The sequence below is a fragment of the Pseudomonas soli genome (assembly GCF_021283165.2).
In the GTDB taxonomy this organism is placed as follows: domain Bacteria; phylum Pseudomonadota; class Gammaproteobacteria; order Pseudomonadales; family Pseudomonadaceae; genus Aquipseudomonas; species Aquipseudomonas soli.
In genome coordinates, this window is the sequence record NZ_CP128543.1 from 2,440,531 (window position 1) to 2,455,275 (window position 14,745).

The 14,745-nt window shown below is 56.3% G+C and carries 12 protein-coding genes and 2 pseudogenes; 8 read left to right on the forward strand and 6 right to left on the reverse strand.

What is annotated here, in order from left to right:
* Positions 1 to 2: 2 nt before the first annotated feature.
* Genes LU688_RS11520 through LU688_RS11540 form a run of 5 tightly spaced genes read left to right on the forward strand, consistent with a single transcriptional unit; the run spans position 3 to position 7,746 of the window.
* A complete protein-coding gene (locus LU688_RS11520; RefSeq protein ID WP_269152088.1) occupies positions 3 to 434 on the forward strand; it encodes a very short patch repair endonuclease in 432 nt (143 codons plus the stop codon).
* Positions 412 to 1,926: an ATP-binding protein gene (locus LU688_RS11525; protein WP_232888032.1), complete on the forward strand. Its 1,515-nt coding sequence runs from the start codon at positions 412 to 414 to the stop codon at positions 1,924 to 1,926. Before LU688_RS11520 ends, LU688_RS11525 begins: the two co-directional genes overlap by 23 nt.
* Complete coding sequence (locus tag LU688_RS11530; RefSeq protein WP_232888026.1) at positions 1,927 to 4,692, forward strand: Z1 domain-containing protein; 2,766 nt, start codon at positions 1,927 to 1,929, stop codon at positions 4,690 to 4,692.
* A complete protein-coding gene (locus tag LU688_RS11535) occupies positions 4,685 to 5,698 on the forward strand; it encodes a PD-(D/E)XK motif protein (RefSeq protein ID WP_232888025.1) in 1,014 nt (337 codons plus the stop codon). The genes LU688_RS11530 and LU688_RS11535 overlap by 8 nt, the downstream gene beginning before the upstream one ends.
* Positions 5,698 to 7,746, forward strand: coding sequence for an AIPR family protein (locus LU688_RS11540; protein WP_232888024.1), 2,049 nt, complete (start codon positions 5,698 to 5,700; stop codon positions 7,744 to 7,746). The genes LU688_RS11535 and LU688_RS11540 overlap by 1 nt, the downstream gene beginning before the upstream one ends.
* Positions 7,747 to 8,396: 650 nt before the next feature.
* Here the strand turns inward: LU688_RS11540 and LU688_RS11545 are convergent.
* Positions 8,397 to 8,617, reverse strand: a pseudogene (locus LU688_RS11545) (transposase); the annotation flags it as partial.
* 460 nt (positions 8,618 to 9,077) lie between these two features.
* On the opposite strand from LU688_RS11545, the gene LU688_RS11550 reads away from it, so the two are divergent.
* The 3 genes and pseudogenes from LU688_RS11550 (at position 9,078) to LU688_RS27955 (ending at position 10,305) form a co-directional block, all read left to right on the forward strand.
* Positions 9,078 to 9,314 (forward strand): hypothetical protein, encoded by a 237-nt coding sequence (locus LU688_RS11550; RefSeq protein WP_232888023.1) that lies wholly within the window; start codon positions 9,078 to 9,080, stop codon positions 9,312 to 9,314.
* Positions 9,315 to 9,390: 76 nt separating this feature from the next.
* Positions 9,391 to 9,699 carry a DUF3077 domain-containing protein gene (locus LU688_RS11555; RefSeq protein ID WP_232888022.1) on the forward strand — a complete coding sequence of 103 codons (309 nt, stop codon included), beginning with the start codon at positions 9,391 to 9,393 and terminating at the stop codon, positions 9,697 to 9,699.
* 147 nt (positions 9,700 to 9,846) lie between these two features.
* Positions 9,847 to 10,305: pseudogene (locus tag LU688_RS27955) on the forward strand (DUF6998 domain-containing protein).
* Positions 10,306 to 10,408: 103 nt separating this feature from the next.
* On the opposite strand, the gene LU688_RS11565 reads toward LU688_RS27955, so the two are convergent.
* From LU688_RS11565 to xylB, 5 genes are all read right to left on the reverse strand, one after another.
* A complete protein-coding gene (locus tag LU688_RS11565) occupies positions 10,409 to 10,798 on the reverse strand; it encodes a hypothetical protein (protein WP_232888020.1) in 390 nt (129 codons plus the stop codon).
* Complete coding sequence (locus LU688_RS11570; protein ID WP_160291164.1) at positions 10,795 to 11,358, reverse strand: hypothetical protein; 564 nt, start codon at positions 11,356 to 11,358, stop codon at positions 10,795 to 10,797. Before LU688_RS11570 ends, LU688_RS11565 begins: the two co-directional genes overlap by 4 nt.
* A gap of 356 nt (positions 11,359 to 11,714) precedes the next feature.
* Positions 11,715 to 12,179: a hypothetical protein gene (locus LU688_RS11575; RefSeq protein WP_160291165.1), complete on the reverse strand. Its 465-nt coding sequence runs from the start codon at positions 12,177 to 12,179 to the stop codon at positions 11,715 to 11,717.
* Positions 12,180 to 12,260: 81 nt separating this feature from the next.
* The gene (locus tag LU688_RS11580) at positions 12,261 to 13,205 is read right to left on the reverse strand and encodes a carbohydrate kinase family protein (protein ID WP_160291166.1); all 945 of its coding nucleotides are present in this window, start codon (positions 13,203 to 13,205) and stop codon (positions 12,261 to 12,263) included.
* A 41-nt stretch (positions 13,206 to 13,246) separates the two neighbouring features.
* Positions 13,247 to 14,737: a xylulokinase gene (xylB, locus tag LU688_RS11585; RefSeq protein WP_160291167.1), complete on the reverse strand. Its 1,491-nt coding sequence runs from the start codon at positions 14,735 to 14,737 to the stop codon at positions 13,247 to 13,249.
* Positions 14,738 to 14,745 lie beyond the last annotated feature (8 nt).

The following is a 14,745-nucleotide window of genomic DNA, read 5'->3' on the forward strand; positions in this document are numbered from 1 at the left end:
GAATGGCGGACCGGCTGAGCAGTCAAAAGCGGAGCTGGAACATGTCCCGTATTAAGTCACGGGACACCACTCCGGAACTGGCGGTGCGAAAAGTGCTGTACGGGATGGGGTATCGCTACAGACTGCACAGCACAGCCGTACCCGGAAAGCCCGACATTGTGCTGAAGCGATTCAGAGCTGCCATTTTTGTTCATGGCTGTTTCTGGCACAGGCACCCGGGCTGTAAATTTGCCTATGTTCCAAAGTCCAGAGTGGAATTCTGGAAAAAAAAATTTGAAGCAAATGTTCGTCGTGACGAAACAGTTAAGAAGCAGCTTTCGGATCTGGGATGGAAATCTCTCACCATCTGGGAGTGCGAAACAAAAAGCAGAGAAACAATTGAGCACCTGCTGAGAGGATTTCTGGGTGAAAATGGATCAAGCTCTGATAGCTGAGCTGTCACCGGATGAGTACGATGTGACCGAGCCTGAGCCATCAGCCCTCGTCGAGTCACTGAGGGCCTTTGGATACAGCCTGCGTACTGCCGTCGCTGACCTCGTTGATAACTGCATTTCTGCATCAGCCAGAAATGTCTGGATCAGGTTCGAATGGGATGGCGCTCAGTCCTTCATATCCATCAGGGATGATGGCTGTGGAATGAACGATGCAGAGCTGGTGGCGGCCATGAGGCCGGGCTCAAGAAGCCCCCTGGAGGACCGCGCACCAGGCGACCTTGGAAGGTTTGGGCTGGGACTTAAAACCGCTTCCTTCTCTCAGTGCAGGCGTCTGTCTGTTATCAGCAGAACGCAGGGCAGCGACTGCGTGGCACGCTGCTGGGATCTTGATTACATCAACACTGCCGGAGAGTGGCGTCTCCTGAAAAAGGTCAATCAGCACCGGCTCACAGAAGCAGGGGAAGAGATAGCCCGGCGGGGGACGATTGTCCTGTGGGAAGAAATGGACCGGGTTACCGGGGCCGCGCGTACTGACGACAAGAATGCCTACAACCGTTTTCTAGAAGCCATTGAGGAGGTCAAAGAGCACCTTGCGATGGTATTTCACCGCTACCTGGAAAAGCGGGGTGGCATCAGTATCTTCATCAATGGCCGCCAGATAGAGGCCTGGGACCCGTTCCTGCGGGGAGAAAAGGCAACCCAGGAGCTCCCCTCAGAAAAGCTCTTCTGCAAAGGTGCTCATCTCACCATCACGCCTTATGTACTTCCACATCAGTCAAAGCTTGCTCAGGAAAAGCATCGAGCTGCAGCAGGTCCGCAGGGCTGGAATGCACAGCAGGGCTTCTACATCTATCGAAATGAGCGTCTCCTTGTTCCTGGCGACTGGCTCGGGCTTGGTTTTCAGAAGGAAGAGCACCACAAGCTCGCACGAATCCAGATTGATCTGCCCAACAACATGGATGATGAGTGGCAGATCGACGTAAAGAAATCCCGGGCGCGGCCTCCGGGTTACCTCCGCGCTGATCTGAAGAGAATCGCCAAACTGACGCGAGAGCAGGCGGTCCAGATATACCGCCACAGGGGAAAGGTCATTGCCAGAAAGTCCTCCCAGGATCATATTTTTCTCTGGCAGCAGAAGACCCGGCACGGAAAATATTTCTACGAGATAAACCGTGAGCATCCTCTTATTCAGTCTTCACTCCGCGAAATCGGGACCGATAAAGTCGAGCCCATTCTGCGCCTGCTGGAAGAGACCATCCCTGCATCTCACATCATCATCACCAGTTCTGAAGAACCGGACAGGATGAGCAGCCCGCTGGAGGGCGCAAAATACGCAGAGGTCAGGCCGCTCCTGCAAAAGATTTACAGTTCATTCCAGAAGAATGGCTTCAGCCGGGACGAAATATTCGACCGTCTTGCAACCATGGAGCCGTTCAGCCAGAACCCTGAGTTTATAGAAGCCTTTAGAGAAGAGCCCGAAGGAGATATTTAGATGGATCAGTATGGATACGATGACGTCAAGTCAATGGTCATGAAAAGGCTTCGAAAAGAAGAAACCGTTACCTCTGAAAAAATTTCAAAAGAAATCAATGCGCTCCTCGACGCTTTTGAAGCGGCGGGGCTGGCTGAGGAAATTGACCGTAACCTGTTGTTCCGGGAAATCTCCAGCCAGGTCAGCGTATGGCAGCCTGATCCATCTGTATTACGCGACAAAAAACACAAAAACTGGCTTCCTGAACGAAAAACCGAGATCAGCTGGGGATTTTGGAAGCGCTATCGCCAGTATCTGGAAGAAGAAAAGAACTGGCCTTCTGTTGTTACCGGGAAACTGGATCAGGTCACAGATGCGACCCTGGGTGACATCGGAAACCCTGCACAGTCAGGTGCATGGGACCGGCGAGGGATGGTTGTCGGGGATGTGCAGTCAGGAAAAACAGCAAACTACACAGGGCTTATCTGCAAGGCCGTAGACGCCGGATACAAACTCGTCATTGTGCTGGCCGGTATGACGAACGACCTTCGCAGCCAGACGCAGTCCCGCCTTGATGCTGAATTCCTAGGTTTTGAAAGTGAGCTTGGTAAGTTTCATGAGAACGGAAGCCGCATTGGGGTAGGAAAAATTGAAGACCACGGGCAGCTGATTGTTCAACCCCTTACATATAGCGCTCATGGTGGTGATTTCAGGTCCAGAAAGGGCACAAACTCCCAGCTGGGGGGGAATCCTCTTCTTCTTGTCGTCAAGAAAAATACATCCGTTCTTAACCGAATACTGACATGGGTTGAAGGGCAGGGCCAGACCAATCCTGAAACGGGTGAGAGAGTCGTCAACGGCATTCCTCTTCTGCTGCTGGATGACGAAGCCGATAACGCCTCTGTAAACACAAAAGATCCGGAAGAAGATCCTACTGCCATCAACCGAGCCATCAGGAAGATACTCAAGACGTTTTCCCAGAGCTCGTATATCGGTTATACAGCCACACCTTTTGCCAATATTTTCATCGTGCCCCCGGATGAAAACAGTGAGAAGTCAAAATATGGCGAAGATCTGTTCCCGCGAAACTTTATCTACTATATAAATCCGCCTGATAACTATATCGGGGCGACGAAGGTCTTTGGGCTTTCAGAAAGCATCGACGGACTGGCTCCCGTAGACAAAAGCCTTCCTCTCATCAGACACGCCGAAGATGCCGAGCAGTATTTTCCCGGCAAACACAAAAAACATCTTCCGGTAGATAGTCTTCCCGACACGATGATCGAGGCAATCCGAGCGTTCGTTCTGTCCTGCGCGGCCCGCCGGGTCAGGGGACAGAAAAATGTTCACAACACAATGCTGATTCATGTGACCAGATTCAATGACGTCCAGGAGAAAGTCATTGGCTTGGTCGGAGATGAACTTGTCAGTATTCAAAGAACCCTTGAATTTAATACGGGGCCGCAGTGGAAACAGCTTCTCGCGGAATTGAAGGCTCTCTGGGAAGAGCATTTCGTTAAAAACACCTCATCTATCATAGAGTTGACAGGTGACCCTCTTATAACTCCGATTCAGTGGAGTGAGGTATCCCGAGAGCTGACAGAGGCTGCACTGAAAATCCAAGTCAGAGGTATTAACGGCCTGGCTGAAGGTGTTCTTGACTATGCCGAGCATCCTAAAGGACTAAATGTTATCGCGGTTGGGGGTGACAAGCTGTCCCGTGGCCTTACTCTTGACGGGCTGAGTGTCAGTTACTATACCCGTCCGGCAAAAAACTATGACACCCTGCTTCAGATGGGGCGCTGGTTTGGATACAGATCAGGGTATCTCGATCTATGCCGTCTTTATACTACCGAAGAAATTGAAGGCTGGTATCAGCATATCGCAGTAGCAACTGAAGAGTTGAAGCGCGAGTTTAAACTCATGGAGCTCAGTAATCTGACACCTGAGGATTATGGCCTTAAAGTCAGAACGCATGCCAATGGCCTGAGCATCACTGCTGCAAATAAGATCCGAAGCGGCAAAAAAATGCAGGTCACGTTCGCCGACAGTCTGGCTCAGACGATAGTTTTTGATAAAAATCAAAACACACAGGAAAATAACTTCAGGCACGTCGATGAATGGATTGCCGGTCTTGGGTCATTCAGCGCTCAGAAGAAGAATAATTACCTGTGGGATGAGGTCGAGCCAGATCAAATTCACGATCTCCTTGCTGGCTTTAAGATTCATCCGTTTTCGCGTGGTGCCGACCCTGAACTCATCAGCAAGTACATTGAGAAGGTCAATGACTTGGGAGAGCTCACTTCATGGACAGTGGTTTTAATATCCAGCAGCACCGCTAAAGCAACCCCGCACCCTGTGGGTGGGCACCAGACCGGCCTGACCGAACGTAATGAGGTTCAGCCGGCTAAAGATCTTTACTGGTTGCGTAATGCCAACCTTATCAGTCCTGAGGATCAGTACATAGATCTTACACAGTCCCAGCTCGACTCTGCTCTGGCCGCTACGGTTGATGCCTGGGCAAACGGTGAAACACGACATAAGGTGCAGCCCACTTCGCCAAGCGGCCCCTTCATTCGCCGGGCAAGAAGTCCTGAACGAGGCCTCCTGCTGATTTATCCGCTGGATTCCAATAATGTATTTGTGGACGGAGAGCGGTTTACGGAGATGCCCATTATCGGCATGGCCATGAGCTTCCCTGCGAGCCGTAACAGAACCACCGTCGAGTATCAGGTCAATACTAAGTACTGGCTTGATCGCTATGGGGATGATGAAGACGATGTTTAAGGATCTATGGACTGACCTTGAAGCATCTGCGAGCCGCAAGGCTGGACCAGGCACTGCCAAGCGCCTGGTCGGTCTGGATGCCATATGCCCCATGTTTATCGGGGTTAAGGCTCCCGCAATGCTGCGTACCTTCATCCTTGAAGTCCCAAGGGACAGCGCGCCGCTGCCCGAGATCATCCCTGTGGCGCGAGGGCTGCATTTTACGGTTCAGATTACGGGAGATGAAATCCTCCCGGAGCATGCGAGCCTGATACTTTCCTCATCAGCTGTCGGATATAACGAGATATTTGCTTCTATCGCGGAAGATCTTTACAGCAAGCTTCATGCTCTCACCAAACGAAGAGATGTCATTGGGGGCTTTCTCACCCGTGTCCGACTCTGGCAGGTGTTTTTTGAAAAGCAGGGAGATGATGGTCTTTCTGAAGAAGCGCAGCGCGGTCTGTACGGCGAACTCCGGTTCCTCAAGGACCATGTTTTCCCTTCTGCTGCCAGTCTGGAGAAGGCGGTGCTTGCGTGGACCGGTCCCAGAAGCAGGCAGCATGATTTTCAGTTCGGGACGGCAGCTGTAGAGGTAAAAACCAGTGCTTCAAAACAGCATCAGAAACTCCAGATTGCGAGCGAGCAGCAGCTTGACGAAACAACCGTAGGGGCGCTCTACCTGTATTACCTTTCGGTTGCTCTCATCGAGGGTGGGGCTGAGACGTTACCGGCACTTGTTGATGACATCAGAGCCCATCTCTCAGTACAGTCGGGAGCTGTTTCAGAGTTCGATAACCTGCTGATCGAGGCAGGATATGTGGACTCGCACAGAGCGAAATACGATCCCACCGGATACTCCATAAGAGAGTCTGCGGTTTTTCTGGTGGAGAACGATTTCCCAAGAGTTCGTGAGAATGATCTTCGCTCAGGTGTGGGTGATGTGAAGTACTCGATTTCTGTCGCGCAATGCACAAGCTACGAAATTCCCGTGTCCGAGCTTGCTGTGTCGATCAAGGAGGCCTGCTGATGAATGACAAGGAAGGACTTAATTCATTCTGTGAGGACCTGATACAGGAGGTTCTCGCAGGGGCAGGTGACGCGGAAGAAGGCGGGTTCAAGGTTGACCATTTCACGCGCATGGTCGCGGATTACCTTATTGAAGCCGGTGAGGTGGAAGACGTAGACGTATGCTTCTATAAATCCCGTGGAATGCAGCTCAACGGCTACAACGTAAATCAGGACGAGGATTGTTTAGACGTATTTGTGTCTGTATTTAACCAGCAGACACCGCCTGTCACTGTCACAAAGGCTCAGTGCGAAGCGGCTTTCAGGCAGGCGGAAACCTGTCTGCGCAGAGGCCTTACGGGGTTTCACAGCACCCTCGAAGAGTCGTCGGAAAGCTACGATGCCTTTCAGAGAATCCATGAGCTCAAGGACAGTCTTGTCAGCTGCAGAATTTTCCTGCTGACGGATGGGATCGTTAATCAGGACGCGTTCCATCCGGAAGAGGGTGGCGATATCTCGGTCACGCTGCATGTATGGGACGCGGCACGCCTGTATCGCCTTGCCAGTTCCGGGAAGAAATACGAGCCGATTGAGATCAGCTTCCCAGAAGAATTCGGCCAGAACATCCCCTGTCTTTCGCTGGCCGATCCTAAATCAGATTACAAAGGCTATCTTGCCGTCATACCCGGAGAAATTCTCGCAGGAATCTACGAAAAGTATGGGCCGCGTCTGCTGGAGCGGAACGTCAGATCATTCCTTCAGGCTAGGGGTAATGTCAATAAAGGGATCAGAAAGACCATTCTTGAGGAGCCTCATCGCTTCTTTGCCTACAATAACGGTGTTTCGGCAACCGCTGATGATATTGAGTTCGACGAAGAGAACGGATACTCCATTTCAAAAATCCGCAATCTGCAGATCGTGAACGGTGGTCAGACCACCGCCTCTCTTTACTATACGGCTAAGAAAGACAAGGCTGAGCTGCAGGGGATTTTTGTTCAGGCAAAAATATCTGTTATTCCCGAAGAGCATCTTGAACATATCGTTCCGCTTATCTCACGGTTTGCCAACAGCCAGAACAAGGTCAACGATGCTGACTTCTACGCCAATGACCCGTTCCATGTAGAAATCGAAGGGCTCTCCCGGACCGTCTGGGCTCCCGCCGTTGATGGTTCCAGCAGGCAGTCCAAGTGGTTTTATGAACGGGCAAGGGGCCAGTATCTCGACGCAAAAGCCAGAGAGGGCACGACTGCCAGGAAACGGCAGTTTGATGCGATGTTCCCCACGCGCCAGAAGTTCACAAAAACAGATCTGGCGAAGTACGAAAACACCTGGATGCAACTCCCGCACATTGTCAGCCTGGGAGCGCAGAAAAACTTTAATGACTTCGCTATCAGACTGAAAGAGCGCGGGCGCGTTGATGTGGATGCCCGGTACTTCGAACACCTAATTGCCAAAGCCATTATTTTCAGCCGGGCGGATCGGATTGTCCGCGATCAGAATTTTGGTGGATACAAGGCCAACATTGTCACCTATACAATCGCCTGGATATCCAATAATACATCTCAGCGAATTGATCTGGACAGTATCTGGAAGAGCCAGAATATCTCAGTGGCGCTCCACAATACCATTCGTGATGTCTCAACCTCTGTTCACCGCGTCATTGTCAGCCCTCCAAACGGCAAGAACGTTACTGAATGGTGTAAACGCAAAGAGTGCTGGGAAAAAATCAAGGACCTGAAGATCAGTCTTGATCCGGCGCTGGAGAATGAGCTCATTGATGTATCCAGGAAGTTCAGTCAAGCGAATGGCAATCAGGGCGTAAGTGCTCCCAACCAGCATGAGCAGAGCCTGATTGACCATGTCACTGGCGTACCGGCTGATATCTGGTTCCAGATTTCCAAATGGTCAAAGGAAACCGACAACCTTCAGCCATGGCAACGAAGCCTTGCTTTTTCCCTGGGTAAGCTGGTGAGCAGATCGGGCAATGTGAGTATCAAGCAGGCCAAGCACGGCGCCGCTATTCTGGAAGAGGTGCAGCGCTTGGGGTTCAAAGAGCAGAATTCAGCCTGAGCGGATTGTGCGAAACACATCGAATCTCCTAGTGCTCCGGGTTCAAGCCTGATCGCAAAACGAAAGCGACCCTGCCGGGTCGCTTTCGGCTTTATGGCATCACGGGCGCATTCCCCTTGCGCTCATCACACGCCGGATATTCGCCAGTGAGGCGAGAGCATTCCGGCAGTCTCTGCCGGTCCGGTCGCCACGCGCCGCCGCATTGAAGGCCTCGCGGTACAGCGCGCAGTTCGCTTTCAGGTTTGGCAGCCGGCCTCATGGCGCTCGTCCACGCACAGGTGACGGCCACGGCTGCACCCGTAATCACGGGCCGCAACGGCAGAGAAGGAGTCATTCATGACTTGCTGCACCGACGTGACGACACCTGTGCGAAAGCTCACAGATCAGGACGCATGCGAGGTGTGATGAAAGAAGGCGAGGGAGGCAGATGTGGAGCCCTGATGACCGTTCTGAAAATGGTAACGAGATCTGAAGGCGAACCTGCTGCGCTTCGTGTTGCAGGCCGGGCTCTACGCGCTGCCGCGCGCCGGGTCAATTAACAACTCTTGTCCCGGCCATACGGTGACGATCCCTTTCGCGAAAGAAAGGGCCCTCAATGGGCATCCGCCCCAGGCGCAACGCAAGGGTAAAGCTTCGCCTCGGTTAGAGGGTGTCCCGCGGTTTCGCCAAACTCGGAAGCGGTGATAGACCGTCGCCCAAGACCTGAACGCTCGGGCATATCTCGCCAGGCTGCTCCTGAGCAGAGTACCCAGAGCACACCATCGAGCATCAAGCGATCACTGCTGCGGGGTCAGCCCCTGACGTGGACTGCCGTAAAGAGATCGGCGACCACTGCCCACGCTTCATCCGAGAGTTCGTACCGCTTTGCCATCACAGAGTTCCTTTCCGTGAATGGCCGGCGACTGTACAGAACCTAGGCTGTTCCGGGGCCACATTTCAGTTTCTTGGGATTTCAGACAGAGCCTAGCTGGACGGTCAAGCCATTTGCTCCAAGCGGTCAATGGAGACAGCATCATCAGCTCTTGATTGACCTGATCGGATTTTCCCTCTTCTATGTAGTCCGTTTCCGAAACATACTCTTACCCCCTAACAGCCCGTTGCAGCCGCCGCATCCCCCATCTAGTCTCGCCAAGTCGCTGCCAATTCAGCGACCGGTTTTGACAGACCGGGAAGATAGTAACGCGCGTGCAAGGCCGTCTATGGTGGCTGTACGTGGGGCACTTCGGTGCGCCGGTTTCCTATTTTCCCGGTCTGTCAACCCGCGTACAGCTGCCACCTTTCTGTTTGACAGCAGAGAACGGTAGCTCCATTTGGAAAATAGGAGCTCTACCATGCTGAAAATAGTCCCCGATCCACCCCTGCACGACAAATACACCACCCATACCCTCGAAGACCTTCTGGTCCAGATCTCCGAATACCTCGTCCGCGCCCTGACCGTCAGCCAGCAGACCGTCCTGCTCCACGCCAAACCCCCTGGCCAGGTCCTGACCCTCGCCGCCATGCACGAAATCGACAGCGCCCGCACCCTGGTGGAAGTGGCGCTGAGCCGCGTGCAGTCCCGGTATTGATCTGGCGAGCCAATACTTGCACTTGATGTTCACCGATCAGGCCCCGTGCCGTTCGCGGGGCCGCAGGAGGAATGGTATGGATAAGGAATTGCAAATCCCGCGCATCAAGAAACTCGCCACCACCGGCGTCGGGCATTTCGGCGAAGGCGCGCAGGTGGGTGTGCAAGACCCGCTGTTCCGCGTGGTGGCGGGGCATCCGCTGGAGCATGCGGTGGAGCAGGCGACCGTTCTGATGTGTGCGGTGCACAAGATCAGTGATCTGGCTATGGTGGAGACGGATCATCTGCCTACGCTGCTGACGGCGGTGCATTACCTCAGTGGCATGGCCAAGGCGTTGGCGCAGGATGTGAATCATGGGCTGACGGTTCGTTTGCCGGCCGAATAGCGATTGAGTAAATCGCCCGGGCAATATTGCCTGGGCGCTTTCCCATTCTGACGTTGTGAGGGAATATCAGCTGCACTAGTCCAGCGCTACCGAGCAACGTTGTGCGCTGTACCGTCGACGACACCGTATTCAGCTATAGGCCCGCCCATGGATGCGACCATTGAACCGAAGATCAAAAACGCGCTGCACGATCTATTCGCCGCTGTCGGGCAACTACAAGCGGCCTATCCTGGCAAGCCTTTTACCCTGGACGGCAGGTTGGTCGGCGATATCGGCGAGGTGGTGGCGAGCCTGGCGTACAGGTTGACGCTCAATGACGGGCTCACCAAGCATCACGATGCGGTGTGATGCGGGGCGTAATGTGCAGATCAAGACCACCTTCGGCACCTGACATTCCCCGTGCACCACGTGCCTGACTATTACCTCGGTATTCGCATGAACCGTGACGGCACGTTTGAAGAGGTCTATAACGGTCCGGGCTACTTGATTCAGCAGCAACTGGCTGGGCGAAGACCTACACGTACGGGGTTGCATGGGAATCTGATGGCCATGCTCAGGCGGTTGAATGGCACGGTGGCTGAGCAGGATCGAATACCGCGGCGTTGAGCGGGGCTGTTTTGGCAGGGTAGGCCCCGTTCGCTACGAAGCTACATGGCACCGGCTGCGCCGGTGTAAGCCCGCCACACAGGATTTGATTTTCGCCTTGTCGCTATGGCGCCAGATCCACCCCGTTACAGCGGCCCTTGGTGGAAAAGTCGTTAATCTGCCGCGCCTTGTCCACCGACATCAGGATCGTGCAGCCGCCAGGATGAGCCACGTCGTCCCAGTAGTTGGTATGGACCATCACGTTGCCTTGCATCTCGGCGGTGCTGCCGACCACCTCCTTTTGCACGTAGGTGGTATCGCGGTACCAGCCCAACTGCACCCCAGCGCCGTCGGGCAACGGCTCCATGCGCATGGGCGGGCCGAAGAAGTCGATGGCCTGCTTGGCGTCGCGGCCTTGCCATTGGTTGCCCGCCATCAGCTCCGGCAGGGTCGGGATGCAGCCGGCCAACGTCGGCAGCAACAGGCCAAGGATCAGCAGAGGGCGCGTGCTCATCGTGGGGTGTTCGCCAGCATGTCGTCCAGCTCCTGCACCGCCTGGCTGTTCGCCTGCACGCCAATCAACTGGATGAACATGGCCTGGATGGTGGCGACCATCTTCGCCGCCGGCATCTTGCCGATCGACAGCATCTGGTTGCGTGCGCGGTTATCGGGGGCGCAGACGAAGGCGAAGGTGCGCTGCAACCAGTAGTCCTTTGGTGCTACCCAGTCTTTGGCGTTGGTTTTCACATCCCTCACGGCACCGTCGAAGCGACGTATCGCCCGGGCGCTGTCCAGGCGGATCTGGCGCTGTTTGCACTTGGCCTGCACCTCGTAGGCGACGAGGGTCGGGAAGGCCGGGTCTTCGAACAGCTGCATGACCTGGGCAGATTGCACGCCACCGGGCTTTTGCAGGATGCCGGCGGCATCGGCGACGTACACCTCGTTGTGCAGGCGTTCCCCTTTACCGTAGATGATCCAGTAGTCGCCCGAGGCGGGTGCGGCCACGGCCGGGGTGCTGCAGGCCAGGGCCAGGATGGCCAGCCATTGGCAGGGGAGTGGAAGTCTGTGACGCATGGTGTCCTTTCCCGATTTGTCTAATCAAGGAGGGACTATACGAGTGCTTGGGGAGCAGGGTCGATTAGCACGTTTGTGCTAATGGCCAAGGGCTTGTAGCACAACTGCCAGTAACAGGAGCGATTTGCTAACCACGCATATTTGGGCAGCGCCTGGCATACGCTTCATTGTCGTAGTGCATCACGTGGCATCGGTGGCCAGCCCATTGCCGCTTACGGCTACAAGTGGGTCAATTGCCAGTGCCACGGATGGACTCCGACTGATTGCAGAGCCCAAGCACTCATTGGCAGCAACTGTCACTCAGGCAAATCGTCCTGTCGCATCCTTCCGGACAGGGCTCTCGCTAGTATTACAAATTACTTTTTCATCGCTGCGGCCGCGACGCCACCGACGACCAGCGTTGCCACGGCGCCGATACCAATGGCAATGTTCTTCCAGATCCCGTTGTTCGAAGAATTCATGCGCTCTATAGCGAGAGAGAGTTCTTTATGCTGTTTCGCCAATTCGATTAACGCTAAAGCAATCTTTTCCCGTGTGCTATCCGATTGAGCGTTCTGAGCCAGAATCTTCAGTACGTCAATGGTTCCGTTGATAGAAGCTTTAAGCGCGGCGATGGCTTCCACTTGGCTCTTACCGGCTACCTCGCTGGTTTTAGCCAACGCCTGCACGGCTTCTATCGAGGCATTTACAATGCCGGGATGAGTTTCGATGAGTGTTTTTAATTGAGCGAGTTTCAGTCGTTCATCTGCGGCTAATTCCAGTAAATCTTCGGGGGTCTTGATTGCCGAAATATCTGCTGGCGGCTGTTTTTTATCACTCATGGTGGCGGTCCGTGCATTGGGTGGTGGCTATAGGCTACTAGAGCATAGTGCGCCTTGTCACCGCTTCCTTCCCAGACGTTTTCAGGGTATCGCTTGCAGCTCGTGGTGAAACGGCAAATCTGGTCCTGCCCGGGAGCAAGTAATCGCTGCCGCCTGAATCGAGTATTCCAGCATCGCATCGATCTGTTTCCCGCCCAGTCCGGCCAAACCTGAAGGACTGTCTGCGCCGAATTTCGCCAAACAGGCCAGCACGGCCGCCTGGAAGGTATCACCGGCACCCACTGTGTCGCTTACCGGCAACGAAGTATCCGCCGGCCGCTGCCATGACCCATGTGCGCAATGCACGCTGGCACCGTGAGCACCATGGGTGATGAACACCAGCCGGCACCGTTCGTTCAACCAGCCTCGGGCCACGTCACGCGCTTCTCGACCTGGATAGAGGGTGCCGATGTCTTCCTCACTGGCCTTGATCACATGCGCATGCCCGGCAAACGCCTCCACCTGCCGCCGCCACACCGCCACATCCGGCTGCGGATTGAGCCGCACATTCGGATCAAGGCTGATCAAGCGCCGGTCCCGCTCGCGCTTCACCAGCTCCATCAGCGTATCGGCCACGGGCTGCACCACCAGGGTGTACGAGCCTACATGCAATCCCCGCACACGCTCATCCAGCACCGGCAAATGCTCCAGCATCACCTGCCGATCCGCACACCCTTCACCGCGAAACTGATACTGCGCCGAGCCATTGGCATCCAGCCCGACCATGGCCAGGGTGGTCGGCGCAGCGCTGGTCACCACGTAGCGGCAGTCCACCCGTTCCTCTTCCAGCACCCGGCGCAGCCGGGCACCGAGGTAGTCGCTGGACAACCCGCCGAACAACGCCGATTCCACGCCCAACCGGCGCAGGCCGACGGCCACGTTGAACGGCGACCCGCCGGCAATCGCGGTAAACCCCAGCTCGCTGCTGCGGTTGCTGTTTTCCAGGCTGAAGACATCGAACAGGGCTTCGCCACACACCAGGTACATGCAGTTCTCCAGAACGATTGATAAGGGCAGGATACCTGTGCTCAGTGCGCAGGCAGTTGATCCCGGTAGTGTTGATAGGCGACCTCGTACTCGGCCTGTTGCGCCGGGCGGGGCAGGGTGCGGGTGCTTTCGTCGAGGGCGACGCAGCGGTGGCACAGGGCTTCGAGGCTGTCGCCCTGGCCCAACTGGCGGCCGAGGCTCCAGGCGGCCTGAAGCGCGGCGCCGAGGGCGGCGGCTTCGGTCTGTTGGGGGCATACCACTGGCAGGCCGAGCAGGTCGGCCAGCACCTGCCGCCACAACGGGCTTTTCGCCGCGCCGCCGACCAGGCGGATTTCGCTGCCTGGCAGGCCGCTGGCGCGCAGCAGGTCGAGGCCGTAACGCAGGCTGAAGCAGGTGCCTTCGAGCACGGCGCGGCAGAGGTTGGCGCGGGTCAGGTTGGCGCTGGTCATGCCGTGCAGGCTGGCCGTGGCTTCGGGCAGCGCGGGTACGCGTTCGCCGTCGAAGAAGGGCAGCATCAGCAGGCCGTCGGCGCCGATCGGGGCTTGGGTGGCGAGCTCGGTGAAACGGTCGAGGTTGAGTTCCAGCAGGTCGCGCACCAGGGCGCAGGCGCTGGTGAGGTTCATGGTGCAGATCAACGGCAGCCAGCCGCCGCTGGAGGCGCAAAAGGTCGCCACTTCGCCCTGGGCGCTGACATGGGGCTGGTCGGCATGGGCGGCCAGGGTACCGGAGGTGCCGAGGCTCAGGGTGATCATGCCGGGGGCGATATTGCCGGTGCCGATGGCGCCGAGCATGTTGTCGCCGCCGCCAGTGGCTACCAAAGTCTGTGGGCTCAGGCCGAGGGCAGTGGCGGCCTGCGCGCGCAGGGTGCCGATGCAATCGCCGGATTCGATCAGCTCAGGCAGCGCAGCCAAAAGACGCTCGCCCGGCTCGATGTGCTGAAGGACATCAGGCGCCCAGGCGCGGCGGCGCACATCGTAGTAGCCGGTGCCGGAGGCGTCGCCGGGCTCAGTGCAGACGCGACCGGTCAGCCAGTAATTCAGGTAGTCGTGGGGCAGCAGGATATGGGCGAGGCGGGCGAACAGTTCGGGATGTTGGCGCTTGGTCCACAGCAGCTTGGACAGGGTATAGCCCGGCGCGATCACCAGCCCGAGGCGTTCAAGCGAGCCCTGGGCGCCGCCGAGTGCATCGAGCAACTCCGCGTTCGCAGGCGCGCTTTCGGTGTCGCACCAGAGCTTGGCCGGGCGCAGCACCTGGCCCTGGGCGTCGAGCAGCACCAGGCCGTGTTGTTGGCCGGACACCGCCAAGGCGCGAATGGCCTGGCCATCCACACCGGCATCGCGCAACGCAGCGGACACCGCCGTGCGCAGGGCTTGCAGCCAGTCGGCCGGATCCTGCTCGCGCCGGCCATCGCGACCTTGGGGCGGCGCATGGGCGGCACTGCCCAGGCCCAGCACCTGGCCGCTGCCGGCGTCCAGCACCAGGGCCTTGGTGCCCTGGGTGCCGCAATCGATGCCGAGGAACAGTCCGTCCATTTCGAAAA

What these genes read in the sequence shown, in the direction of transcription:
- LU688_RS11520 (WP_269152088.1), top strand. Translation starts at nt 3, where the DNA reads ATGGCGGACCGGCTGAGCAGTCAAAAGCGGAGCTGGAACATGTCCCGT.
- LU688_RS11525 (WP_232888032.1), top strand. Translation starts at nt 412, where the DNA reads ATGGATCAAGCTCTGATAGCTGAGCTGTCACCGGATGAGTACGATGTG.
- LU688_RS11530 (WP_232888026.1), top strand. Translation starts at nt 1,927, where the DNA reads ATGGATCAGTATGGATACGATGACGTCAAGTCAATGGTCATGAAAAGG.
- LU688_RS11535 (WP_232888025.1), top strand. Translation starts at nt 4,685, where the DNA reads ATGTTTAAGGATCTATGGACTGACCTTGAAGCATCTGCGAGCCGCAAG.
- LU688_RS11540 (WP_232888024.1), top strand. Translation starts at nt 5,698, where the DNA reads ATGAATGACAAGGAAGGACTTAATTCATTCTGTGAGGACCTGATACAG.
- LU688_RS11550 (WP_232888023.1), top strand. Translation starts at nt 9,078, where the DNA reads ATGCTGAAAATAGTCCCCGATCCACCCCTGCACGACAAATACACCACC.
- LU688_RS11555 (WP_232888022.1), top strand. Translation starts at nt 9,391, where the DNA reads ATGGATAAGGAATTGCAAATCCCGCGCATCAAGAAACTCGCCACCACC.
- LU688_RS11565 (WP_232888020.1), bottom strand. Translation starts at nt 10,798, where the DNA reads ATGAGCACGCGCCCTCTGCTGATCCTTGGCCTGTTGCTGCCGACGTTG.
- LU688_RS11570 (WP_160291164.1), bottom strand. Translation starts at nt 11,358, where the DNA reads ATGCGTCACAGACTTCCACTCCCCTGCCAATGGCTGGCCATCCTGGCC.
- LU688_RS11575 (WP_160291165.1), bottom strand. Translation starts at nt 12,179, where the DNA reads ATGAGTGATAAAAAACAGCCGCCAGCAGATATTTCGGCAATCAAGACC.
- LU688_RS11580 (WP_160291166.1), bottom strand. Translation starts at nt 13,205, where the DNA reads ATGTACCTGGTGTGTGGCGAAGCCCTGTTCGATGTCTTCAGCCTGGAA.
- xylB (WP_160291167.1), bottom strand. Translation starts at nt 14,737, where the DNA reads ATGGACGGACTGTTCCTCGGCATCGATTGCGGCACCCAGGGCACCAAG.